At 68.8% G+C, this 16,245-nt stretch carries 12 protein-coding genes; 3 read left to right on the forward strand and 9 right to left on the reverse strand.

Annotated features, from left to right (window positions below):
* Window positions 1–70: 70 nt before the first annotated feature.
* Window positions 71–2,821 (forward strand): aconitate hydratase AcnA, encoded by a 2,751-nt coding sequence (acnA, locus tag ACFO6Q_RS08955; RefSeq protein WP_380020305.1) that lies wholly within the window; start codon window positions 71–73, stop codon window positions 2,819–2,821.
* A gap of 336 nt (window positions 2,822–3,157) precedes the next feature.
* On the opposite strand, the gene ACFO6Q_RS08960 is transcribed toward acnA, so the two are convergent.
* Complete coding sequence (locus tag ACFO6Q_RS08960) at window positions 3,158–3,589, reverse strand: nuclear transport factor 2 family protein (protein ID WP_380020306.1); 432 nt, start codon at window positions 3,587–3,589, stop codon at window positions 3,158–3,160.
* A 138-nt stretch (window positions 3,590–3,727) separates the two neighbouring features.
* On the opposite strand from ACFO6Q_RS08960, the gene ACFO6Q_RS08965 reads away from it, so the two are divergent.
* Complete coding sequence (locus ACFO6Q_RS08965) at window positions 3,728–5,422, forward strand: long-chain-fatty-acid--CoA ligase (RefSeq protein ID WP_380020307.1); 1,695 nt, start codon at window positions 3,728–3,730, stop codon at window positions 5,420–5,422.
* A gap of 30 nt (window positions 5,423–5,452) precedes the next feature.
* Here the strand turns inward: ACFO6Q_RS08965 and ACFO6Q_RS08970 are convergent, their stop codons facing one another.
* Entirely contained in the window at window positions 5,453–5,761 is a 309-nt protein-coding gene (locus ACFO6Q_RS08970) for a PilZ domain-containing protein (protein WP_380020308.1), read from the reverse strand.
* Between the two features lie 249 nt (window positions 5,762–6,010).
* Here ACFO6Q_RS08970 and ACFO6Q_RS08975 point away from each other — a divergent pair, with 249 nt between their 5' ends.
* Window positions 6,011–6,949 (forward strand): crotonase/enoyl-CoA hydratase family protein, encoded by a 939-nt coding sequence (locus ACFO6Q_RS08975; RefSeq protein WP_380020309.1) that lies wholly within the window; start codon window positions 6,011–6,013, stop codon window positions 6,947–6,949.
* Window positions 6,950–6,980: 31 nt separating this feature from the next.
* On the opposite strand, the gene ACFO6Q_RS08980 is transcribed toward ACFO6Q_RS08975, so the two are convergent.
* From ACFO6Q_RS08980 to recJ, 7 genes are all read right to left on the reverse strand, one after another.
* Entirely contained in the window at window positions 6,981–9,146 is a 2,166-nt protein-coding gene (locus ACFO6Q_RS08980) for an ATP-binding protein (RefSeq protein WP_380020310.1), read from the reverse strand.
* A 34-nt stretch (window positions 9,147–9,180) separates the two neighbouring features.
* On the reverse strand, window positions 9,181–10,233 hold the full coding sequence (locus tag ACFO6Q_RS08985) for an HD-GYP domain-containing protein (protein ID WP_380020312.1): 1,053 nt from the start codon (window positions 10,231–10,233) through the stop codon (window positions 9,181–9,183).
* 228 nt (window positions 10,234–10,461) lie between these two features.
* The gene (gene lysS, locus ACFO6Q_RS08990) at window positions 10,462–11,964 is read right to left on the reverse strand and encodes a lysine--tRNA ligase (protein WP_380020313.1); all 1,503 of its coding nucleotides are present in this window, start codon (window positions 11,962–11,964) and stop codon (window positions 10,462–10,464) included.
* Between the two features lie 15 nt (window positions 11,965–11,979).
* Complete coding sequence (locus ACFO6Q_RS08995) at window positions 11,980–12,609, reverse strand: DUF998 domain-containing protein (protein WP_380020314.1); 630 nt, start codon at window positions 12,607–12,609, stop codon at window positions 11,980–11,982.
* Window positions 12,610–12,651: 42 nt separating this feature from the next.
* Window positions 12,652–13,777, reverse strand: a protein-coding gene (prfB, locus tag ACFO6Q_RS09000) for a peptide chain release factor 2 (protein ID WP_380020315.1) whose coding sequence is annotated in 2 segments (ribosomal slippage) — window positions 12,652–13,701 and window positions 13,703–13,777 — 1,125 coding nt in all. Because the reading frame shifts where the segments join, the coding sequence is not laid out codon by codon here.
* A gap of 98 nt (window positions 13,778–13,875) precedes the next feature.
* Window positions 13,876–14,157 (reverse strand): helix-turn-helix domain-containing protein, encoded by a 282-nt coding sequence (locus ACFO6Q_RS09005; RefSeq protein ID WP_380020316.1) that lies wholly within the window; start codon window positions 14,155–14,157, stop codon window positions 13,876–13,878.
* Between the two features lie 261 nt (window positions 14,158–14,418).
* Window positions 14,419–16,197, reverse strand: coding sequence for a single-stranded-DNA-specific exonuclease RecJ (gene recJ / locus ACFO6Q_RS09010; RefSeq protein ID WP_380020318.1), 1,779 nt, complete (start codon window positions 16,195–16,197; stop codon window positions 14,419–14,421).
* Window positions 16,198–16,245: the final 48 nt, after the last annotated feature.

The raw sequence follows: 16,245 nt of genomic DNA on the forward strand, positions 1-16,245 counted from the left end.
CCGCGTCCGCGGATCGCATCCCGCGGAGCCGCCGCGGCCGCGAGCGAATGCCAGCACGGAGATCCAGTACATGACAGACACGTTCTCGACCAGGGACGTTTTCGAGGTCAACGGCCAGCGCTACACGTTTTCGAGCCTCACCAAGCTCGGCCAGCGCTTCGACCTGAAGCGCCTGCCGTATTCGATGAAGATCCTGCTCGAAAACCTGCTGCGCCACGAGGACGGCGTCAACGTGACCGCCAAGGAGATCGAGGCGGTCGCCAACTGGGACGCGACGAAGGAACCCGACACCGAGATCTCCTTCATGCCGGCGCGCGTGGTGCTGCAGGACTTCACCGGCGTGCCCTGCGTGGTCGACCTGGCCGCGATGCGCGACGCGGTGGTCAAGCTCGGCGGCGACGCCACCCGCATCAATCCGCTGGCGCCGGCCGAGCTGGTGATCGACCACTCGGTGCAGGTCGACGCGTTCGGTTCCGAATCCGCGCTGGAGACCAACGTCGAGATCGAGTTCGAGCGCAACCAGGAGCGCTACGCGTTCCTGCGCTGGGGCCAGAAGGCGTTCAACAACTTCAAGGTGGTGCCGCCGCGCACCGGCATCGTGCACCAGGTCAACCTCGAGCATCTGGCGCGCGTGGTGTTCACGGCCGAGAAGGACGGCACGACCTGGGCCTACCCGGACACCGTGTTCGGCACCGACTCGCACACCACGATGATCAACGGCCTGGGCGTGCTCGGCTGGGGCGTCGGCGGCATCGAGGCGGAGGCCGCGATGCTCGGCCAGCCGTCGTCGATGCTCATTCCGCAGGTGGTCGGCTTCAAGCTCAGCGGCAGGCTGCCCGAGGGCGTGACCGCCACCGACCTGGTGCTGACCGTGACGCAGATGCTGCGCAAGCTCGGCGTGGTCGGCAAGTTCGTCGAGTTCTACGGCGACGGCCTCAAGCACCTGCCGCTGGCCGACCGCGCCACGATCGCCAACATGGCGCCGGAATACGGCGCGACCTGCGGCATCTTCCCGATCGACCAGGAAGCGCTGAACTACCTGCGCCTGTCCGGCCGCGAGGAAGCGCAGATCCGCCTGGTCGAGGCCTACGCGAAGGCGCAGGGCCTGTGGCACGACGACGCCACCCCGCACGCGGACTTCTCCGCCACGCTGGAGCTGAACCTGGCCGAGGTGAAGCCGTCGCTGGCCGGCCCCAAGCGGCCGCAGGACCGCGTCCTGCTCGGCGACGTGCGCCGCAGCTACGCCGACGCGCTGGCGGTGCTGACCGCCACGCGCAAGCCGCGCGACGTCGACGTCGCCGGTTTCGCCAACGAGGGTGGCGCCGCGGCGATCGGCAACCCGGCCAACGACCTGACCAACGGCGGCGTGCGCGTCGAGAAGGACGGCTGCACCTTCACGCTGCGCGACGGCAGCGTGGTGATCGCCGCGATCACCTCGTGCACGAACACCTCCAACCCGGCCGTGATGCTCGCCGCCGGCCTGCTGGCGAAGAAGGCCGCCGCGCGCGGCCTGACCTCCAAGCCGTGGGTGAAGCCCTCGCTCGGCCCGGGCTCGCTGGTCGTCACCGACTACCTCGAGAAGACCGGCCTGCTGAAGGAGCTGGAGAAGGTCGGCTTCTACATCGTCGGCTACGGCTGCACCACCTGCATCGGCAACTCCGGCCCGCTGCCGGCCGAGATCAGCAAGGGCATCGCCGAAGCCGACCTGGCCGTCGCCTCGGTGCTGTCGGGCAACCGCAACTTCGAGGGCCGCGTGCACCCCGAGGTGAAGATGAACTACCTCGCCTCGCCTCCGCTGGTGGTCGCCTACGCGCTGGCCGGCACGCTCGACATCAACCTCGAGACCGACCCGATCGGCACCGGCAGCGACGGCCAGCCGGTCTATCTGAAGGACATCTGGCCGAGCAACCAGGAGATCTCCGACACCATCGCCGGCGCCATCAATCCGGCCATGTTCGAGAAGAACTACGCCGACGTGTTCAAGGGCGACAGCCGTTGGAACTCGATCGCCTCGCCGGACGGCGCGCGCTACGCCTGGGACGACTCGACCTACATCAAGAATCCGCCCTACTTCGACGGCATGAGCGCCAACGCCGGCACGATCGACGACATCCACGGCGCGCGCGTGCTCGGCCTGTTCGGCGACTCGATCACCACCGACCACATCTCGCCGGCCGGTTCGATCAAGAAGGATTCCCCGGCCGGACGCTACCTGATCGACAAGGGCGTGCAGCCGAAGGACTTCAACTCCTACGGCTCGCGCCGCGGCAACGACGACGTGATGGTGCGCGGCACCTTCGCCAACATCCGCATCAAGAACCTGATGCTGGCCGGCGTCGAGGGCGGCTACACGCTGCACGTGCCCAGCGGCGAGCAGATGGCGATCTACGACGCGGCGATGAAGTACAAGGCGGACGGCACTGCGCTGGTCGTGCTCGCCGGCAAGGAGTACGGCACCGGCTCGTCGCGCGACTGGGCCGCCAAGGGCACCCTGCTGCTCGGCGTGAAGGCGGTCATCGCCGAGAGCTTCGAGCGCATCCACCGCTCGAACCTGGTCGGCATGGGCGTGCTGCCGTGCCAGTTCGAGGACGGCCAGAACGCGCAGACCCTGGGACTCACCGGCAAGGAGACCTTCGACATCACCGGCCTGCACGACGGCGAGTCGAAGGAAGCCGAGGTCACCGCGACCGCCGCCGACGGCACCAAGAAGACCTTCAAGGTCAAGGTACTGCTGCTGACGCCGAAGGAACGCGAGTTCTTCCGCCACGGCGGCATCCTGCAGTACGTGCTGCGCCAGCTGGCCGGGAAGAAGGCGGCGTAAGCGCCGTCGTCACCGCCGGCAGGAAACGAAACGGCGCGGGGAACCGCGCCGTTTCTGTTTCCGGCATTCGCTGCCGACGCGGACGGGAGCTGCGCACCGCCCTTCGGCCGTCATTCCCGCGCAAGCGGGAATCCATTGGCTTGACGGGCTGCAAGAGCAGAATGGATTCCCGCGTGCGCGGGAATGACGTCGAGTTGGGTGGCTGCGATGTCACTCAGCGTGAGCGGTGGGCGCGTCTGCGCGTTTTGCGAGCTGAGCCAAGCAACCCTCCATGGTGCGCACCCGCTCGGCTCCTGCCTCGCCCTCGCGACGCGCAGCGATGCCTGGGGGCATCGCTCAGCGCGCGTCGCTCGACCAACTCGCGTTGTAGCAGAGCCAGTCGCGCCCTTCGCGGCGCCAGCCGGTGGTCACGTCGAGCACGAAGCGGCGGTCGGGCAGCCAGCGGCCCGACCCGTCGGTCAGCGTCATTTCGAAACGCGCGACGGCGCGGTCGCCGTCGAGTTCGACCTCGACGCGGCCGATCGACACGCCGGCGGACTGCGCCGCCAGCACGCGGGCGCGCAGCAGGCGCTCCAGGCCGGCGCGGTCGAACTCGCCGTCGTTGCCGGTGAAGTCGGCGGCGATGCGTTCGAGCACGTCGCCGGTGCGACGGGCTTCCGCGGCGGCGGCCATCTCGCCGATCGCGGCGCGGATCGCTTCGGCATCCGGCACGCGGGCGGCGCACGAGGCGAGCGACCACACCAGCACGAACGTCATCACCATGCGCATCGGGAAATCGCTCCGTAGCCTTTGTCACGTCGCTGCAATGCCGCTTGCCGCTGCTTCCGGCGATGTGCTGCAATCGCTCCAAACCCCGCCGTACGGCGAATGACCGGCTTGACGCGAACATCCATTATGGGGGAGAGCATGACGATCGACGAACGTCCCTGGCTGGCCAGTTACCCGAAGGGCGTCCCCGCCCAGATCGACCCGAGCCAGTACCGCTCCGTCGCCGCCCTGCTGGAGGAAAGCTGCGACCGCTTCCGCCACCGGCCCGCGTTCACGAACATGGGCAAGTCGATCACCTACGACGAACTCGACCGGCTGAGCGCACAGTTCGCCGCGTTCCTGCGCAACGACCTCAAGCTCGCCAAGGGCGACCGCGTCGCGCTGATGATGCCGAACGTGCTGCAGTACCCGATCGCGATCATGGGCGTGCTGCGCGCCGGGCTGACCGTCGTCAACACCAATCCGATGTACACGGCGCGCGAGCTGAAGCATCAGCTGGATGACTCCGGCGCCAGCGCGATCGTCGTGCTCGACAACTTCGCCAGGACCGTCGCCGAAGTCGCTCCGGGAACGGCCTGCAAGCACGTCATCACCACCGGCATCGGCGACCTGCTCGGCTTTCCGAAATCGCTGATCACCAATCTCGTCGTGCGCCACGTGAAGAAGATGGTGCCGGCGTATTCGATCCCGCACGAGATCCGCTTCAACGACGCGCTCAAGCGCGGCGCGCGCAGCAGCCTGCCGCGCACCGACATCGGGCCCGACGACCTCGCCTTCCTGCAGTACACCGGCGGCACCACCGGCGTCGCCAAGGGCGCGATGCTGACCCATCGCAACATGGTGTCGAACATGCTGCAGGCGTTCGCCTGGATCAGCCCGAACATGCGCGAGGGCGAGGAGGTCGTCGTCACCGCGCTGCCGCTGTACCACATCTTCGCGCTGACGGCGAACTTCCTCGTCTTCGCCCGCGTCGGCGGCTACAACCATCTGATCACCAATCCGCGCGACATGCCGGCCTTCGTCAGCGCGATCCGCTCGGCGCGCTTCACCGCGCTGACCGGCGTCAACACGCTGTTCGCCGGATTGCTCAACACGCCCGGCTTCGACCAGGTGGACTTCTCGCAGCTGCATCTCACGCTCGGCGGAGGCATGGCGGTGCAGCGCGCGGTCGCCGAACGCTGGAAGAAGGTCACCGGCTCCACCCTGGCCGAGGCCTACGGTCTCACCGAGACCTGCCCCGCCGTCTGCATCAATCCGCTGGACATCCCCGAGTACAACGGCTCGATCGGACTGCCGATCCCGTCCACGGACGTGTCGATCCGCGACGACGACGGCAAGGTCATGCCGGCCGGCCAAACCGGCGAGCTGTGCGTGAGCGGACCGCAGGTCATGAAGGGCTACTGGAAGCGCCCGGAGGAAACGGCGAAGGTGCTCTCGGACGACGGCTGGCTGCGCACCGGCGACATCGCGCGCATCGACGAGAAGGGCTTCGTCTACATCGTCGACCGCAAGAAGGACATGATCCTGGTGTCGGGATTCAACGTCTATCCGAACGAGGTCGAGGACGTGGTGGCGCAGATGCCGGGCGTGCTCGAAGTGGCCGCGGTCGGCATCCCGGACGAGAAGTCCGGCGAAGCGGTCAAGCTGGTCGTGGTCAGGAAGGACCCCGCCCTCACCGCCGAGATGATCCGCGAGCACTGCAAGGCGAACCTGACCGGCTACAAGCTGCCGAAGGCGATCGAGTTCCGCGAGTCGCTGCCCAAGACCAACGTCGGCAAGATCCTGCGCCGCGAACTGCGCGACTCGCCCGCGCCGGCCGCCACGTCCGCGTGAGGAATCGCGGCGGCGGCCCGGGCCGCCGCCTCAGCCGGCCGAATAGGGCTCCAGCCGGTCGGCGTAGTCGCCGAGCAGGTTCCACAGCATGGCTTCCCGGTCCTCCGGGATGCGCTCGTAGGCGAAGCCGAGCTGGTCGTCGGTGATGCGCGCCAGGCGCGCCTCGACGTGGATGTCGAGCGTGTCGCCGATCAGCATGTCGAGCACGTAGCGGTCGCCGATCTGCCCGCTCCAGCCCTCCGGCCGCCTGGCCAGCACGCCGGTCGCCGAGATGTTCTCCACCTCGCTGCTCCAGGCATTGCCGCCCCGGCTCATCAGGATGGCCGAGCGAATCGGCATGCGCGCCGGCCTGCTGGGACCCCGATTGGAATCATTCGTCATCTTCTTCCCTTCCCCGACTGCGATCTGTCCGGATCCGCTTCCTGTCCGGTTCGATTACTTCCGCGTCAACGATCTGTCAATAGGAAACTGAACTTGCGATAAACTGGCTTGGATCGCCCCACGTCCTCGGGGGGCACTGGAGGGGTGCAGAGCGTTTGCCGCTCGGCCAGCGATCGAAGAGCGGCGTCCTGTCCTGAGGGTAATGCCATGACCGCCGTTGAAATCCTGCGTCGCAATAACGACTATCGTCTGCTCCGTACCATCGAAGACCCGGTAGCCAACACCTACTGGTGCTTCATGCATGCAAATCGCGTTCCAAACAGCGGCTACCGGGCCTGTTTCAGCCCGCAGCTGATCAAGGAAATCCGCGAATTCCAGAAATCGGTCTCCGACCGCCTGACGCTGTGCGCGGCGAACGCGGACACGCGCCTTGCAAACATCGTGCTCGCTTCCGACGCCGACGTCTTCAACCACGGCGGCGACCTCGATCTGTTCTGCCGCCTGATCCGCGCGCGCAACCGCGAACACCTGCTCGCCTACGCGCGCCAGTGCGTGGAGGGTGTCTACGGCTTCCACGCCCATCTGAACCGCAACGCCTACAGCATCGCCCTGGTGCAGGGCGACGCGCTCGGCGGCGGCTTCGAGGCGGCGCTGTCGTGCCAGACCATCATCGCCGAGAGCGGCGTGGGCATGGGGCTTCCTGAAGTCCTGTTCGACCTGTTCCCCGGCATGGGCGCCTATTCGTTCCTCTGCCAGCGCGTCAGCCCGAAGCTGGCCGAGGAGATGATGCTCAACGGCACGGTCTACTCGACCGACGAGCTGTACAAGCTCGGCGTCGTCGACGTGCTGGTGCCGCGCGGCGAAGGCGTCGCCGCCGTGAACGAACACGTCCGCCGCGCCGCCCGCATCCCGCACGCGCGTAGCGCGATGAACCGCGTCCGCGAGATCTGCCGTCCGATCAGCCTGAACGAGCTGATGCAGGTCACCGAGGTGTGGGTCGACACGGCCATTCAGCTGGGCGACAAGTCGCTGCGGACGATGGAGCGCCTGGTGCGCGCGCAGGAAAAGCGGCCGACCACGAGTCAGCCCGACGCGACGAGAGCGGTGCCCTCGTTCGCCGCCACGGCGCAATCCGCGGCGGTCTGAGCGGACGCCCGCGTCGGCGGGCCGGACCGGCTCAGCCGAGGTCCGGCTCGCTGTCGCGCTTCCCCGGCGCCAGCTTGGCCTTCACCGCCGCGCGCGCCTTCTCGAGCTTCTCGCGCAGCTGACGCACGCGCCCACGCCATTCGCTCGGCAACTGCCAGTTGCCGAGCCGCATGGCTTCCGAGGTCGCGGCGGCCAGCTGCAGGGCGCCCATGTTGCTGGCGATGCCCTTGAGCGCGTGGCACTGGTCGCGGAACAGGTCCCATTGCGCAGCGGCGCCGCTGCGCTCCAGTTCGCCGATGGTCTTCACCGCGTCGCGCAGGCACTCGTCGACGAACAGCTCGACGAAGCCCTCGCCCAGCTGCAGTTCGGCCAGTTCCTCGAGAACCACGTGCGAAATCGGCGCGTCGTCGCCCGGCGCATCCGCCACGGCGGATTCCGCCCTGGCCGGCCCGCGCATCGGCTTTGCCTCGCCGTCGCCCTTGGCCAGCGCCACGTCGGCGAGCGTCTCGAGCAGGCGCTTGGAGGCGACCGGTTTGGTCAGGAACGCGCGCGCGCCGGCCTGCTCGCATTCGCGGATTGTCGTCGCGGTGGCATCCGCGCTGAGCACGATGAACGGCGTCAGGTCCCTGCCCGCCTCCATCACGCGCACCTGCTTGAGCACGTCCAGGCCGCTGATGCCGGGCATGTGCAGGTCGATGATGACCGCGTCGAAGCGCTCGCTCTCGATCGCCGTCAGCACTTCCTCGCCGCTGCGCACCGTGGTGGCGGAGTGGCCGGCCTTCTCCAGCAGGCGGTGCAGCACGGTGATGTTGACCGGCTGGTCGTCGGCGATCAGCAGCTTCAGCGGCTGCACGCGGGCGCGATGGCGGACGAACGGATCGTCGAAGGCGATGACGTTCTCGTTCGCGCGCGCGGCCTTCTGCGCATCCTCGGCCTGCACGACGCGGAACGGGATCTCGGCCCAGAAGTGCGAACCCTGGTGTTCGACGCTCTCGAAACCGATGCGGCCGCCGAGCAGTTCGGTCAGCGACTTGGCGATCGTCGTGCCCAGCCCGGTGCCGCCGAAGCGGCGCCCGTGGCCGCTCTCGGACTGCTCGAAGGCGCCGAAGATGCGCTTCTGCGCCTCGAGCGGAATGCCGATGCCGGTGTCGCGCACCGAGAACCGCAGCGTCGCCAGCGGGTCCGCGCCGACGTTGATGCGGTCGACCGTCACCACCACGCTGCCACGCTCGGTGAACTTGATCGCGTTGGAGACGAGATTGACGAGGATCTGCCGCAGGTGGTCGTTGTCGCCGTGCAGCAGCGCCGGCACGCTGCGGCCGGTGCGCACCTCGAAGGCGATGCCCTTGTCGTGCGCGATAGGCGCCAGCATGATCTGGATGCCCTTCAGCGTGTCGGACACGCGGAAGTCGGCCTCCGCCCGCTTCATCTTGCCGACTTCGATCGCCGAGATGTCGAGCACGTCCTCGACCAGCGCCAGCAGCGCCTTGGCCGAGGTCTGGATCACGTCCGCGCATTCGCGCTGCTCGCTGCTGAGGCGGGTCGTGGACAGCAGCTCGGACATGCCGACGATGCCGTTCAGCGGCGTGCGGAACTCGTGGCTCATGTTGGCCAGGAAGCGGCTCTTGGCCTCGTTCGCGCGGCGCGCCTCCTCGGTCGCGCGCGTCAGCGCGCGCAGCAGCGAGGTCAGGTACAGCGGGATCGCGATCAGGCCGCCGAGCAGGCTCCAGGACAGCGTCTGGTTCTCCTGCCAGAACGGCGTGGTCAGGATCACGCACAGGAACGAGGCGGCCGCCAGCGCCACCGCGGCGAGCAGGTAGCGGGTGCCATAGCGCAGGCCGTTGCCGATCGTGACCCACAGGAAGATCACGTACAGCGGCGCCAGCTCCTGGCCCGACAGCGACATCACCGCGCCCATCGCGGCGTAGTCGGACATCATGCCGATGCCGCGGCGCACGTGCGAAACGCCCGGCCGCAGCAGCAGCCAGGTGATCAGCACGGCGCCGACCGCGCCGTCCACGAGCACGTAGGTGAACGCGTTCTCGACCACCTCGGTGTGCACGTCGGCGACCGACAGCAGGCAGAAGAGATAGATCAGGAACAGGCTGACGATCACCAGCCGCACGATCGCCTGCTGGTGCTCGCTGTCGGGGCGGTTCGACAGGCGCGACTTCACGATGGTCAGCAATCCACTCATGCGTCCTCACCCATGAAACGGCCCCGGTCGCGTGTCACACGCCGAGGTCGTGCGGCGCCAGCTTGGCGTGCAGAATCTCGAGGAAACGAGCCTGCTGGCCGATGACCACGTCGACACAGGCAGGATCAAAAAGCGTGCCACTGTGCGCCTTCAGGTAGCTCAGCGCCTCGTCCGGGCTCCAGGCGGGCTTGTACGGCCGCACCGAGGTCAACGCGTCGAACACGTCGGCGACGGCGACGATGCGCGCCGGCAGCGGGATCGCGTCGCCTTTCAGGCCGTCCGGATAGCCGCTGCCGTCCCAGCGCTCGTGATGGCGCAGCGCGATCAGCGCGCCCATCTGCACGAAGCGGCTGCGGCTGTCGCGCAGGATCTCGTAGCCGATCAGCGGGTGCCGGCGCATGACCGCGAATTCCTCGTCGGTCAGGCTGCCGCGCTTGAGCAGGACCGCGTCGGGAATGCCGATCTTGCCGATGTCGTGCAGCGGCGCGGCCGAGGTGAGGATCTTGGTTTCCTCGTCCGGCATGCCCAGCGCCTCGGCGATGACCTCGGCGTAGTGCGACATGCGCAGCAGATGGATGCCGGTGCCGAGGTCGCGGTACTCGATTGCCTTGGCCAGCCGGTAAAGGGTCTCGCGCTCGCGCTGCTCGACCTCGTGCAGCCCCTCGAGCACGCGGCTCTCCAGGGAGCGCGCGCGCTCCTTCACCGATTCGCCCTGCTGGCGCATCTGCAGCAGGTTCTTGCAGCGGGTGCGCAGTTCGCGCGGGCGGACCGGCTTGACCAGGAAGTCGATGACCCCGGCCTCCAGCGCCGCCTGGCGCACCGGCTCGTCGCCGACCACGCTGATCAGCACGATCGGAACGTCACGACGTGACAATGAGCGGCGGAAGCGGCGCGCGAACTCCAGACCGTCCATCTCCGGCATGCGGAAGTCGAGCAGGACCAGGTCGGTGACGTTGCCCTCGGACCAGCGCAGCGCCTCGACCGGGCTGCCGAAGTCCGCCGCGCGCACGCCGGGACCGATCGCCTCGACGACATGCCGCAGCATCGTGCGGGCGGAAGGCTGGTCATCGACGATGAGGACATTCACGCGAACACTCCGCGGTCTGGTTCAGGCCGGTCCCGTTCCCATTCCTTCGAAGCAGTCCGTTGATTGATCGCGGATGCGGCCCTGTCGTCCGCTGGTCTTCGAGACGACGACCGCACCGGCGCGGACAGAAGCGCATGCTTCTCCGAATAGGCTAGCACAATCGCCGCATACTACGCGGCCGTCACACCAAGTTGCATTCGCCGCGTCGCGTAGTGAGACGCACGCCGCTCAACTCTCCGGACGCATGTACGGAAACAGCAGCACGTCGCGGATCGACGGCACGTCCACCAGCAGCATGACGAGGCGGTCGATGCCGACGCCCAGCCCGCCGGTCGGCGGCAGGCCGACCTCCAGCGCGCGGATGTAGTCGGCGTCGAAATGCATCGCCTCGTCGTCGCCGGAATCCTTGGCGTCGACCTGCGCGCGGAAGCGCTCGGCCTGGTCCTCCGGGTCGTTGAGTTCGGAGAAGCCGTTGGCGATCTCCTTGCCGCCGACGAACAGCTCGAAGCGGTCGGTGACCTGCGCATCCTCGTCGTTCGCGCGCGACAGCGGCGAGACCTCGGTCGGATAGGTCGTGATGAAGGTCGGCTGGACCAGCGTGCCCTCGACCGTCTTCTCGAAGATCTCCAGCAGGATCTTGCCCCAGCCGTAGGACGGCTTCACCGGCACGCCGAGCGCCTGCGCGTGCGCGGCCAGCCGGTCGCGATCGCGCAGGTCGTCGCGCGAGATCTGCCGGTTGTGCTCGAGCACGGCGTCTTCCATCTTCCAGCGCCGGAACGCCGGGCCGACGTCGATCTCGCGCCCCTCCCAGGTCAGCGCGGTGCGGCCGACGACTTCGCTCGCCGCGCTGCGGATCATCTCCTCGGTGATGTCCATGATCTCGACGTAGGTCGCGTAGGCCTGGTACAGCTCGAGCATCGTGAATTCGGGGTTGTGCCGCGTCGACACGCCCTCGTTGCGGAAATTGCGGTTGATCTCGTAGACGCGGTCGAAGCCGCCGACGGTCAGGCGCTTGAGGTACAGCTCCGGCGCGACGCGCAGGTACAGGTCGATGTCGAGCGCGTTGTGATGCGTGACGAACGGCCGCGCGGTGGCGCCGCCGGGGATCACGTGCATCATCGGCGTCTCCACCTCCAGGAAGCGGCGCGCATCGAGGAAGTTGCGCAGGTGGCGCACGATCTTCGAGCGCAGCTCGAACACGCGCCGCGACTCCGGCGTGACGATCAGGTCGACGTAGCGGCGGCGGTAGCGTTGCTCGATGTCCGCCATGCCGTGCCACTTGTCGGGCAGCGGGCGCAGCGACTTGGTCAGCAGGCGCAGCTTCTCCACCTTGACGCTGAGCTCGCCGGTCTTGGTGCGCATCAGCGGCCCTTCGGCGCCGACGATGTCGCCGATGTCCCACGACTTGAACGCCTCGTAGACCTCGCCCACGACGTTGGCCTGGACGAACAGCTGGATGCGCCCGGTCATGTCCTGGATCTGCACGAAGCTGACCTTGCCCTGGCCGCGCTTGAGCAGCATGCGGCCAGCGACCTTCACGGTGCGCGCCACCGCCTCGACCTCCTCGGCCGTCCTGCCGTCGAACTCCGCCTGCAGGTCGCCGGCGAAGGCGTCCGGCGCGAAGTCGTTCGGAAACGCGATGCCCTGCGCGCGCAGCGCGCGCAGTTTCTCGCGGCGTTCGGCGATCAGGCGGTTTTCGTCGACGGGCAGGGAATCGGCAGCTTCGGTCATGTTCGGAAGTCGCAGTCAGCGCAATGAGGAAGAGGAGGACGTCCGCCACAGGCGGAACGAGGCCCAGGCGAGCCAGGCGAGGATCAGCACGATCACCGCCTTCTGGCTGGTGCCGCGCGGCAGGCCGCGCATGAGCGCGTGCAGCCACAACGCGGCGAACGCGAGCGCGGCGAGCGCCAGCCCGCGCGATGAGTACCGGCGCCACAGCCCGTCGCCGCGCCAGCGCCAGGATTGCAGCAGCATCGCGACGGTGACGCACAGGAACGTCGTCTGCGCGGCGAGCAGGTGCACCAGCGCCCAGCCGCCGCCGGCGTCGGACGCCTTCGCCTTCTCGCTGAGCGCGGTCAGCGCGAGCGCGAACGCCGCGACCAGGAAAAGCAGCAGCGGCGCCGCGCTGCGCGCCCGCCCGCGCAGCGCGCGGCGGAAGCCCAGGCCGATCGCCGCTAGTGCGACGGAGAGTGCGAGGTAGGACGCGATCACGCCGTCGCCGTAGGTACCGGTCAGGTAGTAGCTCAGCGGCGCGGCCGACCAGCTCAGGTCGGTGCGCAGGACCTGCACCGCGCCGCAGACCAGCGCGAACGCGGCGACGCCGGCGAGGCCGACGGCGCCGAACGCACGCGCGGAGCCGCCCGCCGACGCGCTCACGCGCAGGACCCGGCGCGGCGTACGCACGGCAGCGGCCGCGCGCTACGCATCGGCGCGCTTGGCTCCGGCTTCGAGGCCGGCCTTCAGGCTCGCCTCGACGAACTCGTCGATGTCGCCGTCGAGCACCTTCTGCGTGTCGGTGCGCTCGATACCGGTGCGCAGGTCCTTGATGCGCGACTGGTCGAGCACGTAGTTGCGGATCTGACTGCCCCAGCCGATGTCGGACTTGGTCGCCTCGAGCGCGTCCTTCTCGGCGTTGCGCTTCTGGATCTCCAGCTCGTACAGCTTCGCCTTCAGCATCTTCATCGCGCGGTCGCGGTTGGCGTGCTGCGAGCGTTCGGTCTGGCAGGCGACCACGACGCCGCTCGGCACGTGCGTGATGCGCACCGCCGATTCGGTCTTGTTGACGTGCTGGCCGCCGGCGCCGGACGAGCGGTAGACGTCGGTCTTGAGGTCGGCCGGATTGATCTCGATGTCGATGTCGTCGTCCACTTCCGGCGAGACGAACACCGAGGTGAAGCTGGTGTGGCGGCGGTTGTCCGAGTCGAACGGCGACTTGCGCACCAGGCGGTGCACGCCGATCTCGGTCTTCAGCCAGCCGTAGGCGTGGTCGCCCTCGACGCGGAACGTGGCGCTCTTGATGCCGGCGACTTCGCCGGCCGAGGCTTCCAGCAGCTCGGTCTTCCAGCCGCGCGCCTCGGCCCAGCGCAGGTACATGCGCAGCAGCATCTCGGCCCAGTCCTGCGCCTCGGTGCCGCCGGCGCCGGCCTGGATGTCGACGAACGCGTTGGCGCCGTCCATCTCGCCGGCGAACATGCGCTGGAATTCGAGCTGGTCGACTTCCCTAGCGAGCTTGTCGACATCGTCGGCGACCGCCTGCGCGGTGCCCTCGTCGCTCTCCGCGGCGGCCAGATCGAGCAGATCGCCGGCTTCGGCGAGGCCTTCGGTCAGGCGGCGGATGCCGCCGACGATGCGCTCGAGCTGCGCACGTTCCTTGCCCAGGTCCTGCGCGCGCTGCGGGTTGTCCCAGACGTCGGGGTGTTCGAGTTCGCGGGTGACTTCTTCGAGACGTTCGGACTTCGTCTCGAAGTCAAAGATACCCCCTAAGCGACGCCACGCGCTGCTTCAGGTCGGCGATGCGCGCATGGATCGGATTGGTCTCGATCATCGGGCTTCAGGCTTTCGGAAAAAAAGGCCGCGCAGCATAGCAAATCGCGCACCGGCGACGCAGCGCGCAGCCGCGTGCCGGCGCGCCGCGGGTGCGTCTCAGCGCGACTTGCTGCCCGGCGGACGCCCGCGGCGCGGCGGCGCCGGCGGTTCTCGCACGGCGCGCTCCAGGTCCAGCGCCTCGGCCTCGGCGAGCAGGTCCGACAGCGAGATGCGCAGGCCGAGCGCGATGCGTTGCAGGTTCCACAGGGTCGGGTTCTGCTTGCTGCGCTCGATGTTGCCGTAATAGGTGCGATGCACGCCGATGTGGTCCGCGAAGCCCTCCTGGCTGAACTGCAGGCGCTCGCGATGGCGGCGCACGACGTATCCGAGACGGACCAACAAGGCTTCGGGACTCATCCCCGAACCCTAGGATCGGACAACGACATCAACCACTTGCTATAAAATAGAACTTTATAGGGCATGCATTTCCGCACGCCGCGCTGCGTCGATCCGGAGAACATGGGCGGACCCCGCGGATGGGTGCGCCGCACGCCGTACCGCACGCCACCGTGGCGCGCGGGCGCTGCACAATTACACAAATCACGAAGATCACAAAGCAATCCGCACGGCGCGGCACGGCACCGGGACGACGATCCGGTTCTAGGCCGGCTCGATCTGCTTCAGCAGCAGTTGCAGGCTTTCGCGACCGTTCCATTCGTTGAGGTCGAGCTGGAACAGCGCGCGCAGGCGCCCGGGCGGCGGCATGCAGTCGAGCGCGTCGAACAGGATCGCGTCGAGCGCCTGCGCGTGGCCGTCGCCGCGCAGGCGGAGCTTGAGATGCCGCTCGCCGACGACACGCCAGGACTCGACCGCGAACTCGTTGTCGAACAGCGGCTCGGCGAAGCCCTGCCCCCACGGCCCGGCGTAGCGCAGCGCCTGGGCGGCAGCGGGCGTGAAGTCGCCGGCGCCCAGCTCGCCGTCGCTCCAGGCGAAGCGCTCCAGCGCCTGGGCATCGATCCGCTGCCGCGCCACCGCGTCGAACTCGGCCGCGAAGCGCGCGAGGTTCGCCGCCGGCAGGGTCATTCCGGCGGCCATCGCGTGTCCGCCGAAGCGCACGATCAGGCCCGGACAGCGCGCATCGACCTCGGCCAGCGCGTCGCGCAGGTGGAAGCCGGGAATGGAGCGCGCCGAACCGCGCAGCTCGAGGGCGTCGCTCTCGGTCGGCGCGCAGGCGACGACCGGCCGGTGCAGCCGCTCCTTCAGCTTCGACGCGACCAGGCCGACCACGCCGGGATGCCAGTTCGGCTCGTGCAGCACGATGCCGAACGGCAGGTCGTCGTCGCGGTGGCGCGCGAGGAACTGCGCGACCATCGCCTCGCCCTGCTCGACCATCGCCGACTGCAGCTCCTGCCGCTGCGCATTGATCGCCGACAGCTGCGCGGCCAGTTCGCCGGCGCGCGCCTCGTCGTCGGCGAGCAGGCATTCGATGCCCAGGCTCATGTCCTCGAGCCGGCCGGCCGCGTTGACGCGCGGACCGAGCGCGTAGCCCAGATCGGCGGCGACGGCGCGCGTGCGGTCGCGGCTCGCCGCCCGGTACAGCGCGGCGATGCCGGCGCAGCACTGCCCGGCGCGGATCCGCTTCAGGCCGGCGGCGACGAGGATGCGGTTGTTCGCGTCCAGCGGCACCAGGTCGGCCACCGTGCCGAGCGCGACCAGGTCGAGCAGCGTCGCCAGATCGGGTTCGGCATTCGTGCGGTCGGCTCGATCGCGGGAATCGGCAAGCGGCGCCTGTTTTCCACCAGCAGCGAACCAGCCGCGCTCGCGCAGGTGCGCGCGCAGCGCCAGCAGCAGGTAGAACACCACGCCGACGCCGGCCAGCGCCTTGCTCGGGAACGCGTCGCCTTCGACGTTCGGGTTCACGATCGCATCCGCGGCCGGCAGCGTCGCGCCGGGCAGATGATGGTCGGTCACGATCACGCCGATGCCGCGTTCGCGCGCGGCGGCGACGCCGGCGTGGCTGGCGATGCCGTTGTCGACGGTGACGATCAGGTCCGGCGGGTCGCTCGCCAGCGACTCGACCAGCGCGGCGGAAAGCCCGTAGCCCTCGCGCGCCCGATGCGGCACGCGGTAGCCGACGTTGCGCGCGCCGAGCAGGCGCAGGCCGCGCACGGCCACGGCCGTGCCGGTGGCGCCGTCGCAGTCGAAGTCGCCGACGATGCAGATGCGCCTGTTCGCGTCGATCGCCTGCGCCAGCCGTTCGCAGGCGCGATCCAGGCCGCCGAGCGAATGCGGCGCGGCCAGTTCGGTCAGACGCAGGCGCGCCAGATCCGCGGGCACGAGGCCGCGCGCGGCGTACACGCGCGCGAGCAGCGGATGCAGCTCGATCGGCCAGCCGGCCGTCGACGCAACGGGACGCCGGCGGATCCGCAGTGCTTTCATGCGCTGCGCGCGGGATCGGAAACCGCAGTGCCAGGCACGGGCCGCCGA

It is taken from the genome of Dokdonella ginsengisoli (assembly GCF_042652785.1).
GTDB lineage: Bacteria > Pseudomonadota > Gammaproteobacteria > Xanthomonadales > Rhodanobacteraceae > Dokdonella_A > Dokdonella_A ginsengisoli.